Below are 17,980 nucleotides of genomic sequence, written 5' to 3'. Positions count from 1 at the left end.
CATGGGCGAGAAAGCTTCTCGCCCACGATTGCGTGTGACCGATCTCAGAGGTTCGACGTATCGAGCATCTGTCCCGGACGCGCCGGTTCAACAACCTTTTCACCATCGAGCGAGACGTAGTCTGTCACCTCGAACCCTGCCGGCGCAGTTGAGGATGGCTCGATGTAGGCCAGTTCGGCATTCTTGACCGCCTGGTTGTCCTCGGCACGGATGTGACGCTCGCCCGTTGCACTGTCAAAGCGCAGCCCCTTGAGACCGGCGATCACATCGTCGGTTTCCGTGCTGCCCGCCTTTTCGATTGCACCGGCATAGGCAAGCACGGCCGCGTGCGCCTCGGCGGCCCATCCCATCGGATAGGTGTCGCCTGTCGCCTCGACATATTTCGCATAAAGATCGTCCGAGAGGGGGTTGCCCTTGTTGGCCTCATAGTACCAATGAAAGCCGCTCCAGTGCGCGGGCGTCTGATCGCCCATCGCCGTGGCCACCAGAAATTCGTTCGCGGAGTCGAGCAGAACGTCGATCTTGTCGAACAGGCCAAAGGGCTTGGCTTGTTGATAAAGCGTCACGGCATCGCCGCCATAGACCGAAGTATAGATGCCCTGAACATCCATGCGCATGGCTTGGGCTATATAGTTGCGATAGTCTCCCGAACCGTAAGGTACCAGGATCGGCTCGGCAATCTCGGCCTCCTCGCCGGTCATTTCAGGCACGGCCTTGCGCATCGTCGCCTCGAAGATTTTCCAGGTCGTGCGCCCGTACTCGTGGTCGGGAATGATGCCGCCCCACTTGCGCAGGTCCGGGCGGCTTTCGACGATGTGACGCACCAGCCCTGCATTGCGGCTGACCGGGCTGTCGCCGACCCGAAAGACATGCGGGTTATAGTTCTCGTGGTTGATTTTCTCGGTACCCGCCCCCGTGGTGATGACCACGCCGCCTTCGCTTTCCAGCAAGGGGCCCATTGCAAGGGCCACCGCGCTGGAAATCGTGCCCAGCTGCAGATTGGTGCCCGAACCGACCAGCTCACGCGCCGCGACCGAGGCGTCGTTGGGGTTTGCCTTTGAATCGCGGAAGACCAGTTCGATTGGTCGCCCGTTGATACCGCCGTTGTCATTCACGTGCGCGGCACCTATCTCGGCCCCGTGCCGGACAAAATTGCCGATCAACTGCACCGGCCCGCTGAGCGGTGTCACCACACCGATCGGGATCGGGCCGCTTTGGGCCGTTGCTGCGCGCAGGTTGATAAAGGGTACTGCCAAAGTGCTTGCGGCGATCCCCTTCACAATACCGCGTCTGTTCATCTTGTAAGCCATCTTGTCCTCCTCCTGATTTGATGGTCCGGCCTCCCAACCGTCCCTGTCTCCCGACTGTCCCTATTCCCCCGTGAAAACGGGTTTTCTCTTCTCGCGGAAGGCGGCCACCGCCTCGCGATGATCCTTCGAGACGTTCGACATGGATTCGTAAGCCACACCGGTATCCATGATCGAATGGGCCAACTGCTTGAGACCGATATTTGCTGTCACCTTGGTCCATCGGATCGCCTTGCGCGCGCCCGATGCAATCCGGTGCGCCAGCGCATAAACCTCGTCGTCCAACTGGTCGGCTGCGACTGTCCTGTTGATCAGACCCATGCGCGCGGCCTCGGGCGCAGGGATCGCGTCACCGGTCAAAAGATATTCCTTCGCGCGCAGATATCCGATCATCTGTGGCCACAGGATCGCCCCCCCGTCGCCCGCGACAAGCCCGACGGAAACATGCGGATCGCCGATTTTCGCGGTTTCACTGGCGATGACGATGTCGCATGACAACGCGATGGTCGCCCCCAGTCCGATCGCATGGCCGTTCATCCGGCAAATCAACGGTTTTTCCATATCGAGTTGACTGAAGATGATGCGCTTGGCCTCGAATCCCGTGACCTCAAACTCCGATGGGTCGTCGATCGCCGCCTGCATCCAGTCGATGTCTCCCCCCGCGCAGAACGCCTTGCCGGCACCGGTCAGTACGATCACATCCGAATCCGGATCGTCGTTCAGATCGACAAAGACCCGCGACAGTTCTGTATGAAGCTCTTCGTTCACAGCGTTCAGCGTTTCAGGTAGATTGAGCGTGACCGTAAGCACGCGCCCGTCCCGCTTGAACGTCATTGTCTTGTAGCTCTCGAACCGTTCCATTTCTTTCTCCTCGATGTTGGTGGTCATGTGGCTCGGCCTGTCAGCGTGCGCCGATGTGTCTGAGCGCCGGCAGGCATCAGTTGAAGTACCTTCAGGCGCCGCAGTCCCGCGCCCATTGGCAGATCTTCGGTCATGCCGACCCCCCCGTGTAACTGGATCGCCTCACGCGCGATGTGCAGGGCTCGGTCAATGACGCCGACCACCGCCTGCGACAGCCTGCGATCGGCCGGCACACCGTCCTCCGCCGCCCGCGCCGTCGCCAGCGACAGCGACCTGATCTCCTCAAGCGCGACGAACATGTCCGCCAGGCGGTGTTGCACCGCTTGAAACTCCCCGATCGGCCGCCCGAACTGGGTCCGCTGCTTGACGTAGGCCAAGGTGTCCTCGAACAATTTCGCGGCCAGTCCGCTTGCCTCTGCGGTCACTGCCGCGGCGTGAAACACGCGGCCGCGGTTCAGGGCGACACTGGCGCTTTCACCTTTGGCAAGGACCGCAACACTCTTCACTTGCACATTGTCCAAGCTCAGATCGGCGCGCGTCGCGCCATCCAGCGCCGGATACGTCTGCGTATCAATCCCCGCCGCCTGCGCATCCAGCACGCAGATCAGGTCCGGAAGGGCCAGCACCAGATGGTCCACCTGCTCAAAGTAGGGAACCGCCTTGAACGCACCCGAAATCCTGCAATCGTCGCCGCTGCCAATCGCTTCGATCCCCGTACCCATGTCCGCGATCAATCCACAGGCAAAGGCCTCGCCCGACAGTATCTCCGACAGGTACGGGTTTTCGGCATCCGCGGACTCCAGAATTGCCAGCGCGACAAAGACCTGGCTCAGCGGCTCTGCATAGCGAATACCGGCGCCGGCCCCTTCCATCACGACAGACATTGCACGCCCGCCGCCAAAACCGCCCGCTGCTTCGCCCACACCGGCGCCCAACCAACCAAGCGCCGCCACCTCGCGCCAGATCTCGGGGTCGAGGCCGCGATCTGCGGGCCGCCAGGACACCGCGTCCCGGCGGTCATCCACAAACCGCGCGACGCTTTGTGCCAGTATCGACTGTTCTTCATTCAATGTGATCTTCACAGAACCTCCGCCTCAGCCTAGGCCAAGCGCATGCTTGGCAATGATGTTGCGTTGGATTTCGTTGCTGCCACCCCAGATCGTCGGCGCGCGCTGGAACAGGAATTCCGAAACGATCCCCATATTCCGGTACAATTCAGCGTTAGGATCGTTGACTTGCTGTTCCAGACCCGCCGGATCAAAGGACAACGCTGCCGGTCCCAGCGTATCTACAGTGTATTCAGCGATGCGCTGAACAATCGTGGACCCGCGCAGCTTCAGCACGGAGGCTTCAAAACCGGGTGCCGACCCATCCATGACGGCGTCAAGCATCCGGAGCGTTGTCCACTCCAGCGCCAGAAGATCCGTCTCAAGCTGGTTGAGCCGTTCAAGGTAGCCCGGATCGTCCGACCGTCCTTGCGCCGACGCGACCGACCGCAACCGGTCCAGCATGCGCTTGCCCTTGCCGATCTCCGCTGAAAGCACGCGTTCGTGCCCCAGCAGGAACTTGGCATAGCCCCAGCCCGCATTTTCTTCTCCCACCAGATTTTCGACCGGCACCCGCACGTTGTCGAAGAACACCTGGTTCAAATGATGCGCCCCCTCGATGGACCGGATGGGCCGAACGGTGATCCCGGGCGTGCGAAGATCAATCAACAGAAAGGATATTCCGCGCTGCGGTTTGACTTGCGAATCTGTCCGAACCAACGCGAAAATCCAATCCGCCCAATGCGCCATCGACGTCCAGATCTTCGATCCGTTTACGACATAGGCGTCGCCGTCCCGGTCCGCACGTGTTGACAGTTGCGCCAGATCCGAACCCGCATTCGGCTCGGAATACCCCTGGCACCAGAACACCTCGTTCGAGACGATGCCGGGTAAATGGCGGGCTTTCTGCGCCTCGCTTCCGTATGTGTAAATCACCGGGCCGACATAATTCACGCCGAACGGCAGCAACCAGGGCGCACCGGCATAAGTGGTTTCTTCCTGAAAGATGTAGCTTTGCGCAGGCGTCCAGTCATGCCCGCCAAACTTGGAAGGCCAGAACCCGGCGATCCAGCCCTTCTCGGCCAAGATGTCCTGCCACTGCATGTGATCGGACCGTTCCAAAGGACGGCCCGCGATCACCTTGTCGCGTATCTCAGCTGGCAGTTTCGCCTGCGTAAACTCGCGCACTTCCTGCCTGAAAGCCTGATCCGCCGACGACCATCCCACATCCATTATGAAGCCTCCCCACCCATAATATGATTACTGATTCATAATTCAGTTTTTAGTCACGAGTCAACCTTGCAGTTAGCTCTGTCAAAGAAACGGAACATTCCGACAGCGCGGCGCGCCGAGGCAACTGCCCGCTCCACGGGCCTTTCGGCCGCCTTCTAAATACTCGTGAAAATCCACAGTGATGGACGCCGCTCCAGAAAAGCAAAGAAGCAATCGCAGCGTCTGCGCAACTGGCGACAGCAACCAACATCACATCATTCGTGTCATCGACAAACCGGCCGCGTAAGATCATGAATCCGGCCCCAGCAAAGCTGGAAGGAAAGTGCGGCGCAGATCAGGGGCGAAACCAGCCCGGCTGCCCTCGCTTGGCCAAGCTCGACACCGCACGGAATGGATGAACGTGACCCGCGCGACGGACGAGTCGGCTGCGGGCGCTCTTGAGCCTCCTGCATCCGGGTGTCGGTCCCGGATGAAACAGTGTGCTGTCCGGCAGCTTACGCACCACCGGCTACGTTGGTCGTTTCACAATAGTCGCGTTGCGATAACTTCAGAGCGGCAAGGAACATACTGCGCGCGCGGTTTTGAGGACGCACAAAGGGCGATGGCCGCAGTCGGGAAACCTTGACTCATACCCGTTATGCGGCACGGTAGGATGATAAACCCGGCACCGGACCCCGACCGACACAGCGAGACCGCTTCGATGACCAAAGATCCGCTTCTTCAGCCGTATCGACTGAAACACCTCACCCTGAAAAACCGGATCATGACCACAAGCCATGAACCGGCCTATCCCGAAGACGGGATGCCGAAAGACCGTTACCGCGCCTATCACGAAGAACGCGCGAAAGCGGGCGTGGCGCTGGCGATGACGGCAGGATCGGCCACCGTATCGAAGGACAGCCCGCCCGTGTTCAACAATGTCCTCGCCTACAAGGACGAGGTGGTTCCGTGGATCCGCAACCTGACCGATGGCTGTCACGAGCACGGATGTGCCGTGATGATCCAGCTGACCCATCTGGGGCGCCGGACCGCATGGAACAAGGGCGATTGGCTGCCCTCCGTCTCATCCTCGAAGCACCGCGAACCGGCGCACCGCGCATTTCCCAAGCTGATCGAGGATTGGGACATCGAGCGGATCATAACAGATTTCGCCGATGCCGCCGAGCGGATGAAAGCGGGCGGCATGGACGGGATCGAATTGCAGGTCTACGGCCACCTGCTCGATCAGTTCTGGTCGCCGCTGACCAATGATCTTTCGGGACCCTACGGAGCGGACACGCTGGAGAACCGGATGCGGTTCCCTCTCGATGTGCTCGCTGCGGTGCGCAAGAGGGTCGGGCCAGAATTCATCGTCGGTTTCCGCTATACCGCAGACGAAGCGCAGAAGGGCGGGATCACCGCCGAGGACGGGCTCGAGATCTCGCAGAAGCTCGCCGCGACAGGGCAGCTTGATTTTCTCAACGTCGTACGCGGGCGCATCCACACCGATCCCGCGATGACCGACGTGATCCCGGTGCAGGGCATGAGAACCGCGCCGCATCTGGATTTCGCGGGTCAGGTCAGAAAGCTGACCGGCATACCCACGTTTCACGCATCGCGGATCCCCGATGTAGCCACCGCGCGCCACGCGGTCGAGGCGGGGCTGCTGGACATGGTCGGCATGACCCGCGCGCATATGGCAGATCCGCATGTGGTCACGAAGATCATGGAGGGCCGCGAGGACGACATCCGCCCCTGCGTCGGCGCGACCTACTGCCTTGACCGGATCTACGAGGCCGGGGACGCCCTGTGCATCCACAACGCGGCGACGGGGCGTGAATTAACCATGCCGCACACGATTCCGCGCGCCGATACACGCCGCAGAATGGTGATTGTCGGTGCAGGCCCCGCCGGGCTGGAGGCCGCCCGGGTGGCGGCAGAGCGCGGTCACGACGTCACCGTTTTCGAGGCCCAGCCGCACCCCGGCGGGCAGGTGTGTCTTACCGCACAAAGCCCGCGCCGCCGCGAGATGCTCTCGATCATCGACTGGCGGATGGCGCAATGCGCGGCCCGCGACGTGGTGTTCCATTTCAACACCTGGGCCGGTGCGGAGGATATCACCGCGCTTGCCCCCGATGTCGTGATCGTCGCGACGGGCGGCATGCCCAACACCGAGCTGTTCGAAACAGGCAAGGACGCGGCGCATGTCGTCACCGCTTGGGACATTCTGTCGGGCGATATAAAGCCCGCGCAGAGCATCCTGATCTATGACGAAAGCGGCGACCACGCTGGTTTGCAAGCCGCCGAAATCGCTGCCGCCGCCGGATCAACCGTCGAGGTTATGACCCCCGATCGCACCTTTGCGCCGGGTGTCATGGCGATGAACCTGGTGCCCTACATGCGCGCGCTGCAGGACAAGGATGTCACGTTCACCGTCACCCGCAGGTTGCTTGATGTGACCCCCAGCGGCAACAGGCTGACCGCCACGATCGGCACGGATTACAGCGATCACACCTACGCAAATGACTACGATCAGGTCGTCGTCAACTACGGCACGCTTCCCCTGGATGATCTGTATCTCGACCTCAAACCGCGCAGTACCAACGGCGGCGCGGTCGATCACGACGCTCTGATCAACGGTACGCCCCAAACCCTGACACGCAACAGCACCGGATCATTTCAGCTGTTCCGCATCGGTGACGCCGTGTCAGCCCGCAACACCCATGCCGCGATTTACGATGCGCTGCGATTGGTGAAAGACCTCTGATGTGATACCATCGACGTCAACCGCACTGCGCTGCGACCCATGACATGGCGCGCGGGTCGCAGATAATCCATGGCGGATTTCAGCCCATCGTCGACATCGTGCGCCTGTCCCGCCCCCCGGTTTCGAAAGGATAGCCAATGACAGATATCCACGGCACTCCCATCTGGTACGAATTGATGACACAGGACCCGGACAGCGCCGAGAAATTCTATAAGCGCGTAATGGGGTGGACGTTCGAAGCAATATCCGGCGCAGACGGTATGGAGTATCGTGTCGCTTCGGCCCGGAAAAAGCCTGTCGCAGGTATGCTGCGTACCCCGGATCACGCGCAAACCATGCCGGACATGTGGTATGTCTACATCGGGGTAGATGACGTCGATGCCTCCGCCGCGAGCGTAAGAACGCTGGGCGGTGCCGTGGATATCGAACCGACCGACATCCCCGGCGTCGGGCGGTTCGCGTTCTGCCGGGATCCGCAAGGCGCACAGTTCTATCTGATGCAAAGCGAAAGCGACGAAGACAGCTCCGCCTTCGCACCGACAAAACCCGGTCACGGCTGCTGGAACGAGCTTGCCACCTCCGACCAGCAGGCCGCGCTTGATTTCTATGCCAAGCTGTTCGGATGGGAACACGGAGGCGCGATGTCGATGGGACCGAACGGGGATTACACGTTCATCAATCACAACGGTACGATGATCGGTGGCATCATGGACCGGCCCCCGCAGGACACCGGCCCCTACTGGAATTTCGCGATGCAGGTCGCAGATATCGACAAGGCCAGAATGGCGGTGGAAAAGGCCAAGGGAACGGTCCGAAGCGGACCGGTCGCGCTTCCCGAAAGCGATGAATGGTTGATTCAAGCCGATGATCCGCAGGGTGCGAAGATCATGTTTGTCGGCAAGCGCAAAGGGTAGACCCCGAAAGGGCCGGCGGGCTCGCGCCCGCCACGCCCCTCTTGGTTCAGATCAATCGAACCTGCGTGCCGACCGGGCAAAGCTCGAAAAGTTCGGCGATCTTGGCATTATAAAGCCCGATACATCCGTCGGACGACCGGCGCCCGATCTTGCGGGTGTCGTGGGTGCCGTGGATCAAATACGCGGGCCAGCCGAGGTACATCGCGTGCGTGCCCAGCGGATTTTCCGGGCCCGGTGGCATATAGCTGTAGTGCGGAAACCGCTCCATCATCGACGCGGTCGGCGTCCAGTCCGGGCCGACCTTCTTGCGCACGATCTTGGTATAGCCGCGCTTGGTCAACTCGTCGGTCTTCGGAACCGATGTGGGATAGAGACGATAGTCGCTCCCGTCCGCGTTCCAGTAATGCAGCACCCGCGATGTGGTATCCGCGACGATGGTGGCAACGCCCAGTGTGTCGAAATGGTCCTGCCAGTCCTGCGTGATAAAGCTCGACGTGTTGCGCTTGGTCGCTTCCTGCGCCCGCAGCGTGGCGGGCATAGCCAATCCGCCAGCCATCGCAAGGCCGGATACCAGCGCTTTGCGGCGCGTCATGTAATCTGCCATTGTTATTCCTTTCTACTCGTTCTTTCCACACCCTGTCACAGGCTTGGCTTAACCGAACCTTAAACCCCGTGATCGGTGCGCCTTCCAATGCCAACTTGCGTATCGGCGGAATTGACCCGGCAGGTCTTAAGCGGGGCTTAAGCTCGGCTGCGCAAAGGCCTATCGTACGGCAAAGGAGACCGGATAATGCGCATACTGATCGTGGAGGATGATGCAACCCTCGCCGACGGCTTGTCGGTGGGTTTGCGCCTATCGGGGTTCACGCCCGAACCGGTCGAGACATGCGCCGATGCGGACGCGGCGCTGGCGCAGGGCGGTTTTGCCGCAGTGGTGCTCGATATCATGCTGCCCGACGGCTCCGGCCTCGATATCCTGCGCCGGATGCGAAAGCGCGACGATCCCACGCCCGCGCTGTTGCTCACCGCGCTGGATCAGGTCCGCGACCGGATCGCAGGTCTTGACCTCGGCGCCGACGACTACCTCGGCAAACCCTTCGATCTCGACGAGGTCGCGGCGCGTCTGCGCTCCATCGTGCGCAGGGCCGAAGGCCGCGCGCACGCCGATCTGGCGTGGAACGGGCTTAGCGTCGATCCGGCGCGGATGTCTGGCACGCACAAGAACCGCGAGATCGCCTTTTCGCCGCGCGAATTCGTGATCCTGCGCGCCCTGCTTGAGCGGCCCGGCGCGATCCTGTCAAAATCCACCCTCGAAGACCGCCTCTATGGCTGGCAGGAGGGTATCGAAAGCAATGCCGTCGAAGTGCATATTCACAAACTGCGGGCCAAACTCGGCGCGGACTTTATCCAGACGGTGCGCGGCGCGGGCTACAAGCTCAGCGGGGAAACCGCATGAATTCGATCCGCATCCGCCTGTTTGTGATCCTGATGACCGCGACCGGCGCGGTCTGGCTGTCGGCGTTTGTCTGGATCCAGCAGTCCACCCGCGCCGACGTTGAACGTGTGCTGGACGCGCGGCTGGCCGAAGCTGTGCATATGGTCTCGTCCCTGATATCGGATCAACGCATTGACGTCGCCAGCGCCGCAACCATGCTGACGGACGGTGCCGGCCTTCCCGAGGAACTGACCGGCGATTATTCGCACAGGCTTTCCTGTCAGATCTGGTCACTGGACGGCACGCTCGTCGGGCGTTCGGGCAGCGCACCGGACGGGCGTCTGTCCGCACAGGACACAGGATTCACCGACAGCACCGTCAACGGTGAGGAATGGCGCGTCTATTCCGTCATCAACGAAGCCCTTGGCGTGCGTGTCATGGTCGGCGACAGCCACACCGTACGCGACCGCCTCGTCCGCGATGTGACGACGGGGCTGATCGTACCCGCCCTGCTGATCCTGCCGGTTCTCGCGGCGCTCATCTGGCTCAGCGTGCAGCGCGGGCTGCTGCCGCTCGACCGGTTGGCCAGAGGGCTGACGCAGCGCACCGCAGACAACCTGACGCCGGTGGCAGTCGATACCATGCCGCATGAAATCAGGCCGGTCGGCACGGCGCTCAATGGGCTTTTCGCCCGCGTCAGCGCCGCCCGCGCACGCGAAACGGCATTCACCTCCTTCGCAGCGCACGAGCTGAAAACACCGCTCGCAGGCATCAAGACACAGGCGCAGGTTGCGATGCGGGCAACGGACGCGGAGACCCGCACAGGCGCGCTCACCCGCATCCAGAGCGGCGTCGACCGGACCGACAGAATGGTGCGCCAGCTCTTGTCGCTGGCCTCGGTGGACAGCACCCAAAACAGCCTCGATGCACAGGTTAACATCGTGGCGATCCTGCGCGATACGGTCGATGACCTCTCCCGCCTTGCCGCCGCGAAGAATGTCTCGATCGACCTGCCCCATTCCACCGACCGCACCCTCAGGGGCGATCCGGTCCTGATGGCCGTCGCCCTGCGCAACGTGATCGAAAACGCGATTGCCGCCGCACCGGCGGGCAGCGAGATTACGATCACGCTCGAAGCGATCGACGACCGGCTGCGAATCTGCGTGATGGACCGCGGACCCGGCATCGCGGACGAAGACCGCGCGCGGGTGACAGACCGGTTTTTCCGGGGCGCCGGTGCGACCGCCAGCGGAAGCGGCCTTGGCCTCGCCATCGTGAAGACCGCAATCGAACGGCTCGGCGCGCGTCTGTCTTTCTCACCGCGCCCGGACGGCGGCGAGGTGGTCTGCCTCGACTTCGACGGCAGCATCTAGGCGCCCCGCGCCCTTTTACGCCGCGAATTTGGCCCGCAGATAGTCAAGATAGGGCTGCGGGTCGTTCGCCGTGGCCCCGACCGCCGCCAGCAACTCAGCGCGGGTTTTCGAACGGCCGTGCCGCCAGACCGCCTGTCCCAGTGCGTCGCGTAAAGGCCCGGTATCGGCCCGGTCAAGCGCGTCGCGGATATCGGGGCGCGCCGCGTCGAAATGCGCCATCAGCGTCGCCGCCGTGGCATTGCCGATCGTGTAGGTCGGAAAAGATCCGATATATCCCGAGGACCAATGCACATCCTGCAAACAGCCTTGCGCGTCACCCTCGATTTCGACGCCCAGATCGGCGCGCATCGCCTCCCGCCAGACGTGCGGCACATCCGCCACGGCCAGCGACCCGTCCATCAACCCCATCTCGATGCGCACGCGCAGCATGATGTGCAGATCATAGGTCAGCTCGTCCGCCTCGACGCGGATCGCGCCGGGCTCCACCCGGTTGATCGCGGCGACGAATTCCGCCTCGCTCACATCGCCAAGCTGCTGCGGAAAGGTGTCGCGCAGGCGCGGAAAATGCGCGGCCCAGAATGCCGGACTGCGGCCCACATGGTTTTCCAACAGCCGCGACTGGCTTTCGTGCATCCCGAAACTGGTGCCGCCCACGGCGTACAATCCGATCATGTCAGTGGCGAAGGCACCGCGCGTATGCGCCGGGGCAATCCCCTGCTCGTACAGCGCATGGCCAACCTCGTGAATTGACCCGAAGATCGACATCGGCAGATAATCGCGGGTCCACCGCGAGGTGATGCGCACGTCGTTGCGGGTAAAGCTGACCTCGAACGGATGCACCGTCGTGTCCAGCCGCCCGCGCGTGAAATCATATCCCAGCGTCTCCGCCGTGTCGGCGGCAAACCGTTTTTGCAATTCCGGCGGATAATCCCGGTACAGAAAATCGCTGCGCGGTGGCGTGCGTCCGCGCGCGGCATCCAGAACGGGCAGGATCCCGGCGCGCAGGGTACCGAAAAATGCATCAAGGCTGGCGGCGGTTTCGCCCGGCTCGAAGGTCTGCACCATCGGGTCGTAGGGATGGCCTTCAAACCCGAGCGCCCGCGCGCTTTCACGAGCCAGCGAAACGACCTTTTCCAGATGCGGCTGGAACACCGTAAAATCGGACGTCGCCCGCGCGCGGGCCCAGGCCGCACCTGCGATGGTCGCGTTTTCGGCCTGCGCGCGCAGCAATTCGGCCGGCAGGCGCGCGTGGTGGTCGATGGCGGCCTGAACGGCCTCGGCCTCCGCCCCGTCCGCCGCATCGACCGCATCCTGCATCGCGGGGTCCAGAATCATCTCGCGCGCAATCCCCATCAAAGTGGCGATCTGTTGCCCGCGCGTCTGCGCCCCGCCCTCCGGCATCTGCGTGCGCGCGTCCCAGTTCAGCGTGTTCACCGCGCACAGAACGTCATTCAACCGCCCGATACGGGTTTGCAGATCCGCGCTCATGCCGCAACCTCCACACCGCCATCATTGAGGTGACACGCAACCGTGCGGCCCTGCCCCGCCTCCGTTAGGCGCGGCGCCTCGACGCGGCAGCGGGGGCCGGCATGTGGGCATCGCGGATGAAACGCACAGCCCGACGGCGGGTTGATCGGTGACGGGATTTCCCCCTTGATCGTCTCGAACCGCCGTTTGCCGGTGCCAACGGTCGGCACAGAGGCGAACAGCGCCGCCGTATAGGGGTGTTTCGGATCGGCATAAAGCGCCTCTGCCGGGGCCAGTTCGACCAGCCGTCCCAGATACATGATCGCCACCCGATCACAGACATGGCGCACCACCGACAGATCGTGACTGATGAAAAGCGCCGTCAGTCCCAGATCGCGGCGCAGGTCCATGAACAGGTTGAGCACCTGCGCCTGAATGGACACGTCAAGCGAGGCGACCGCCTCGTCCAGCACCAGCACCTCCGGCTCCATCGCGAGCGCACGCGCAATCGCGACACGCTGCCGTTGACCACCCGAAAACTGGTGCGGCAAACGGTCGGCATAGGCCCCTTCAAGCCCTACCTGCTCTAGCAGGCTGCGCATCCGCGCGGCCACGTCGCGCGCCGGAATGATGTTGTGATAGCGCGGGCCTTCGGCCAGCGTTTCGCCCACCTTCATGCGCGGGTTGAGCGAGGCAAAGGGATCCTGATGGATCATCTGCACCTGCGTGGTCAGCTTGTCGATGTTACCGCCATGCTCCCGCGCGACGGGCTTGCCGTTCAGCGTCACGCGCCCATCGCTGGGCGCATAGATGCCCGCGACGACACGGCCAAGGGAGGATTTGCCGCAGCCGGATTCGCCGACGATGCCCAGAACCTCTCCCTGCGCCACATCGAGCGTGACATCCGACAGCGCATGTACGGTTACAGGCTTGCCACCGCCCACAACCTTGCCGACCAGCCGCTCGGCCAGCCCCGGCATCCGGGTAAAGCGTTTCGAGACGTTTTCGATTTTCAGGATGGGTTCGGTCATGGACGCTCCAGCGGGTGATGGCACAGGACGGTCTGCCCGTCCACGGTATCTGCGGGGGGCACCGTGGTGCAGATGTCGCTCGCGCGCGGACAGCGCGGGCGAAACGGGCACCCCTGCGGCAGCCGCGACAGCTGCGGTGTGGAGCCGGGGATTTGCGGCAGCGGCGTGCCGGGCGCGTGCAGCGCCGGGATCGATTCAAGCAACCCCTTGGTATAGGGGTGGCGCGGGTGCTCGATCACCTGTTGCGCGGTCCCGCGCTCCACGATGCGGCCCGCATACATCACGCAGATGTCGTCGGCGAGGCTCGACACCACGGCCAGATCGTGCGTGATCCAGACAATCGCCGCACCGGTCTCATCGGCCAGCTCACGTACCTCCGCCAGGATCTGCCCCTGAATGGATACATCGAGCGCGGTCGTCGCCTCGTCGGCAATAATCACCGACGGGCTGTGCAGCAGGGCCATCGCAATGGCCACGCGCTGGCGCATCCCGCCCGACAACTGGTGCGGATAGGCGCGCAGGCGCTCTTCGGGTGACGGGATACCAACGGTATCGAGCGCGCGCCGCGCTTCCTCCAGCGCCGCGTTCTTCGACATCTTGCGGTGCACCCGCACCGCCATCGCCATCTGATCGCCCACCCGCAGCACCGGGTTGAGGGTCATCATCGGGTCCTGAAACACCATCGCGACCTTGCTGCCGCGCATCTTGCGCATGTCCTCGTCCGACAGCCCGCGCAGATCGGCACCATCCACCAGAACCCGCCCCGCCGACACCTCTCCCGGCGCGTCGATCAGGCCCATGATGGAAAATCCGGTGACGCTCTTGCCCGATCCGCTTTCGCCCACCAGCCCAAGGATACGCCCCTTCTCAACCGAAAAACTCACGTCGTTCACCGCCGTCACGGCATCGCCGCGCGTGGCAAAGCGTGTGGTCAGCCCCTGTACATCCAATGCAGCGGTCATCGGCTGTTCCTTGGGTCGATGACGGTGCGCACCTGATCGCCCACCAGATTGATCGCGACAACGGTGATCATCAGAAATATCCCCGGATAGATGGAGAGCCAGTAGCGTCCCGCGTGAATGTACTTGAACCCGTTAGAGATGAGCGAGCCGAGCGATGGCTCTGTCAGCGGCAGGCCCACGCCCAGAAACGACAGCGTCGCCTCCAGCGAGATGGCGCTCGCCACCTGCACCGTCGCCACGACGATCAACGGCGGCAGGACGTTGGGCAACAGATGCTTGAACATCACCCGCCATGTGGGCAGCGGGGTAGAACGCGCCGCCTCGATATAATCCTTGCGCCGCTCGACCGACGCGGCCCCGTGGGTGGTGCGCGCGAAATAGGCGTACTGCGCGACGACCAGCGCAAGGATGATCTGCCCGATCCCCTGTCCCAACATCGCCACCATCACCAGCGCCAGCAGAATCGCGGGCATCGACAGCTGCAAATCGACGATCCGCATCAACAGCGCCTCGATCCGCCCCCCGAAATAGGCCGCCGTCAGACCGACGGTGATCCCGACGGCCAGCGCCAGCACACCGGCGGAAATGCCGATCATGAAACTGGTGCGCAGCCCGTAGAGGATCGCCGACAGCATGTCGCGACCTGCGTTGTCGGTGCCCAGCAGATGCGTGTACCCCCCCGATCCCACGGTGCCGGGCGGCAGGAACGCATCAAGCCAGTCGAGATTGGCCAGATCATAGGGATCCTGCGGCACCAGCCAGGGCGCAAAGAACGACCCGATCAGCAGCGCCACGATCACCACCAGCGCACCTATCGCGACCCAGGACTGACGGTAATCCGACCAGAAATTGCGCAACCGCATCGCCCGCGTCTCCGCCGGAGGGGCGGCGGGAACGGCAACGGTATTTCCGCGCGGCGCAAGGGTATCGTTCATCACGAACCTCCTTTCAGACGCACGCGCGGATCAAGCCGCGCATAGATCAGATCGACGATCAGGTTGATCAGTACGAACAGGATCACCACCATCACGAGGTACGACACCATCACCGGCCGGTCGAGTTGCAGGATGCTGTCGATGATCAGCTTGCCCACACCGGGCCAGTTGAACACCGTCTCCGTCACCACCGCAAAGGCCAGAGTGGACCCCAGCTCAAGCCCGAAGACCGTGATTACCGGGATGGAGATATTCCGCAGGATATGGCTGAATACGATCTGCCGGTCGGGTAGCCCTTGCGCGCGGGCAAAGCGGACGTATTCCGCCCCCATCGCCTCGACCATTCCTGCGCGGGTGAGGCGTATCAAAAGCCCCATCTTGAACAGCGACAGATTGATCGCGGGCATGATCACATGGCTCCACCCGTTCGCGGTGGCCAGCGACGTCTTGAACCACAAGAACTCCGCCACCTCGCCGCGCCCGCCCGACGGCAGCCAGCCCAGCTCGACCGCGAACGCCATGATCAGCAGCATCCCGATCCAGAACGTCGGCACAGAAAAGCCAAGGACCGACAACGCCATGATCAGCTTGGCCGCGATGCCATTGGGGCGGTAGCCGGCATAAAGCCCGGCGGGGATGCCGACGACGGCTGCGATGGTAACGGACACCAACACCAGTTCCAGTGTCGCGGGCAAACGCGAAAACACCAGCGAGGTAACGGAAATATTATACACCATCGACCGGCCCAGATCACCCTGAAACACATTGCCGACAAAGGTGAAATACTGCTGCCACAGCGGCTGGTCCAACCCGTACTGGCGGATCAGGTTTTCGCGGATCTCCTGCGTGGCACCAGGGTCAATCATCACGTCGATCGGATTGCCGATGGCATAGACGCCGACGAAAACGATCACCGACATGGCAAAGACGACGACGACCGCCTGCAAAAGCCGACCGACAAGATAACCAAACATCTCAACCTCGCGTTCCGCCCTGCACCGGGCCCGGCTGCATCAACTTGTCGTCCGTAAATTAGAGCGGCGCGCAAAGACATGATTGCGCGCCGTCCAATTGTCTCACTGGATCACTCAGGCATGATCGCATAGGCGCGGGTTTCCTGATCCACGCGCGGTGTCATGTCGATCGTGTCGGCCTTCGCCGCCCAGACGGTCTGCAGGATCACCGTCGGGATCAACGCGCGGTCTTCCATCGCGATGACGGATGCCTGCTCGTACAGTTTCTTGCGCGCTTCGGGGTCCAGTGTCTGACTGCCCTCTCCGAACACCTTGTCGAATTCGGGGTTGCTGTATCCCGAGCGGTTGAAGTTGCCAAATCCCTTTTCGGCATCCTTGGTGTGGGTCAACGCGCCGTAGGTATAGGCGGCCTCCCCCGTCAGGGTGCCCCAGGCAGACATCGTCATGGTGTATTCCTCACGCGCAGCGGCGGGGAAATAGACGGTACCGTTGAGCGCCTGCGCGTTCACCTTCAGTCCCAGACGCGACCACATCTGCGCCAGCGCTTCGCAGACCACGGCATCGCCGGGCACGCGGTTGTTGGTGCATGTAAAGTCAATCTCGAACCCGTCGGGATATCCCGCCTCGGCCAGCAACGCCTTGGCCTGCTCGATATCGTATTCGCGCGCGGGCAGGTCAGGAGAATAGCCAAAGAAACCTTCGGGCATCAACTGGTTCGCCGGTGTGCCCAGTCCTTCGAGAACCACGTTCACCAGAACGTCGCGGTTGATCGCGAGATCCAGGGCCTTGCGCACACGCAGATCCTGCAGCGGGTTGCCGTCGACCTCTTCGCCGTTCACCTTGATCGGCTGCGGTTCTTCGTCCTTCACCGACGGCGCGATGTTGAGGATATAGACAGAGTCGGACACGAAGGTTTCAAGGCTGCTGTCGTTCTGCATCGACAGGTAATCGGTCGCCGGTACATAATTGATCAGGTCGACCTGACCGGATTTCAGCGCGGCCACACGCGCCGCATCGTCGGCGATCTCGCGGCGGGTGACGGTTTCCCACGCAGGTGCGCCGCCCCAATAGTCATCGTAGCGCGACAGCACCAGATCACCCTTCGGCTCCCAGCTGACAAAAGTGTAGGGGCCGGTGCCGATCGCCGCATCGCCCGCGTTGAATTCTTCGTTGCGCGGCTCCATCCCGATGTCCGAGGAGACGACGAACAGGCGGGTAAAGTCGTTGGGCAGCGACGGTGCCATGCCCTTTGTCTTGACCCGCAGCGTCAGCGGATCAACCACTTCGACGCTGTCCACATATTTGGTATAAAGCGTCATCGGCATCGGTCCGGTCACTTCCGGAATACGCTCGATCGAGAATTTCACGTCCTCGGCGTCGAAATCGCTGCCATCATGAAACTTCACGCCTTCGCGCATCTTGAATTCCCATGTCGTCTCGTCGATGGCCTCCCAACTGACGGCCAGACCGGGCTTGAGCTGCAGCTTCTCGTCCACATCGACGAGGGTGTCGAAAACGTGGCGGAGCGCCTCTGCCTGGCTGCCCAGGGTGGACCAGTGCGGATCAATCGAGTCCGGCCCCGCCCGCAAACCGATCGTGAGATCCTGCGCCATGACCGTGGGTGCGGCCGCCAGCAGCGCAAGGGTGGCGATGCCCGACCTTAATGTGGTTTTCAACATGAGACTCTCCATTTGTT

General features: G+C 62.5%; 15 protein-coding genes. 4 read left to right on the top strand and 11 right to left on the bottom strand.

Translation table 11 applies throughout. The features are described from left to right. Positions 1–44: 44 nt before the first annotated feature. From Q1A06_RS15140 to Q1A06_RS15125, 4 genes are read right to left on the bottom strand one after another with little or no spacing between them, the layout of a single operon-like run. Complete coding sequence (locus Q1A06_RS15140) at positions 45–1,310, bottom strand: ABC transporter substrate-binding protein (protein ID WP_299565427.1); 1,266 nt, start codon at positions 1,308–1,310, stop codon at positions 45–47. A gap of 60 nt (positions 1,311–1,370) precedes the next feature. Then, positions 1,371–2,195, bottom strand: a complete 825-nt coding sequence (locus tag Q1A06_RS15135; protein ID WP_299565425.1) for an enoyl-CoA hydratase-related protein — start codon at positions 2,193–2,195, stop codon at positions 1,371–1,373. After that, positions 2,192–3,250, bottom strand: a complete 1,059-nt coding sequence (locus tag Q1A06_RS15130; protein WP_299565423.1) for an acyl-CoA dehydrogenase family protein — start codon at positions 3,248–3,250, stop codon at positions 2,192–2,194. The genes Q1A06_RS15135 and Q1A06_RS15130 overlap by 4 nt, the downstream gene beginning before the upstream one ends. A gap of 12 nt (positions 3,251–3,262) precedes the next feature. Next, positions 3,263–4,447, bottom strand: a complete 1,185-nt coding sequence (locus Q1A06_RS15125) for an acyl-CoA dehydrogenase family protein (protein WP_299565400.1) — start codon at positions 4,445–4,447, stop codon at positions 3,263–3,265. Positions 4,448–5,147: 700 nt separating this feature from the next. Here Q1A06_RS15125 and Q1A06_RS15120 point away from each other — a divergent pair. Both Q1A06_RS15120 and Q1A06_RS15115 read left to right on the top strand, forming a co-directional pair. Continuing rightward, positions 5,148–7,193, top strand: coding sequence for an NADH:flavin oxidoreductase (locus Q1A06_RS15120; RefSeq protein WP_299565398.1), 2,046 nt, complete (start codon positions 5,148–5,150; stop codon positions 7,191–7,193). Positions 7,194–7,330: 137 nt separating this feature from the next. Continuing rightward, a complete protein-coding gene (locus tag Q1A06_RS15115; protein WP_299565395.1) occupies positions 7,331–8,107 on the top strand; it encodes a VOC family protein in 777 nt (258 codons plus the stop codon). A gap of 46 nt (positions 8,108–8,153) precedes the next feature. Here Q1A06_RS15115 and Q1A06_RS15110 read toward each other — a convergent pair whose 3' ends face one another. Next, complete coding sequence (locus Q1A06_RS15110; RefSeq protein WP_299565392.1) at positions 8,154–8,711, bottom strand: L,D-transpeptidase; 558 nt, start codon at positions 8,709–8,711, stop codon at positions 8,154–8,156. Between the two features lie 186 nt (positions 8,712–8,897). On the opposite strand from Q1A06_RS15110, the gene Q1A06_RS15105 reads away from it, so the two are divergent. Together Q1A06_RS15105 and Q1A06_RS15100 are read left to right on the top strand one after the other, a co-directional pair. After that, positions 8,898–9,563: a response regulator transcription factor gene (locus Q1A06_RS15105; RefSeq protein WP_299565389.1), complete on the top strand. Its 666-nt coding sequence runs from the start codon at positions 8,898–8,900 to the stop codon at positions 9,561–9,563. Further along, positions 9,560–10,915 (top strand): ATP-binding protein, encoded by a 1,356-nt coding sequence (locus tag Q1A06_RS15100; RefSeq protein WP_299565386.1) that lies wholly within the window; start codon positions 9,560–9,562, stop codon positions 10,913–10,915. The genes Q1A06_RS15105 and Q1A06_RS15100 overlap by 4 nt, the downstream gene beginning before the upstream one ends. Positions 10,916–10,930: 15 nt before the next feature. On the opposite strand, the gene Q1A06_RS15095 is transcribed toward Q1A06_RS15100, so the two are convergent. The 6 genes from Q1A06_RS15095 to Q1A06_RS15070 all read right to left on the bottom strand — a co-directional run bounded on the left by Q1A06_RS15095 (position 10,931) and on the right by Q1A06_RS15070 (position 17,963). After that, positions 10,931–12,403 (bottom strand): carboxypeptidase M32, encoded by a 1,473-nt coding sequence (locus Q1A06_RS15095; RefSeq protein ID WP_299565383.1) that lies wholly within the window; start codon positions 12,401–12,403, stop codon positions 10,931–10,933. Next, on the bottom strand, positions 12,400–13,413 hold the full coding sequence (locus tag Q1A06_RS15090; RefSeq protein WP_299565380.1) for an oligopeptide/dipeptide ABC transporter ATP-binding protein: 1,014 nt from the start codon (positions 13,411–13,413) through the stop codon (positions 12,400–12,402). The genes Q1A06_RS15095 and Q1A06_RS15090 overlap by 4 nt, the downstream gene beginning before the upstream one ends. Next, positions 13,410–14,375 (bottom strand): ABC transporter ATP-binding protein, encoded by a 966-nt coding sequence (locus tag Q1A06_RS15085; protein ID WP_299565378.1) that lies wholly within the window; start codon positions 14,373–14,375, stop codon positions 13,410–13,412. The genes Q1A06_RS15090 and Q1A06_RS15085 overlap by 4 nt, the downstream gene beginning before the upstream one ends. Next, positions 14,372–15,310, bottom strand: coding sequence for an ABC transporter permease (locus tag Q1A06_RS15080; protein WP_299565376.1), 939 nt, complete (start codon positions 15,308–15,310; stop codon positions 14,372–14,374). The genes Q1A06_RS15085 and Q1A06_RS15080 overlap by 4 nt, the downstream gene beginning before the upstream one ends. After that, on the bottom strand, positions 15,310–16,284 hold the full coding sequence (locus Q1A06_RS15075) for an ABC transporter permease (RefSeq protein ID WP_299565374.1): 975 nt from the start codon (positions 16,282–16,284) through the stop codon (positions 15,310–15,312). The genes Q1A06_RS15080 and Q1A06_RS15075 overlap by 1 nt, the downstream gene beginning before the upstream one ends. A gap of 110 nt (positions 16,285–16,394) precedes the next feature. Beyond that, positions 16,395–17,963, bottom strand: coding sequence for an ABC transporter substrate-binding protein (locus Q1A06_RS15070; protein WP_299565372.1), 1,569 nt, complete (start codon positions 17,961–17,963; stop codon positions 16,395–16,397). Positions 17,964–17,980: the final 17 nt, after the last annotated feature.

The organism is uncultured Sulfitobacter sp. (assembly GCF_947497275.1).
GTDB lineage: Bacteria > Pseudomonadota > Alphaproteobacteria > Rhodobacterales > Rhodobacteraceae > Sulfitobacter.
Note: the sequence above shows the minus strand (reverse complement) of the source record. Positions and strands in the feature narration are given on the sequence as shown.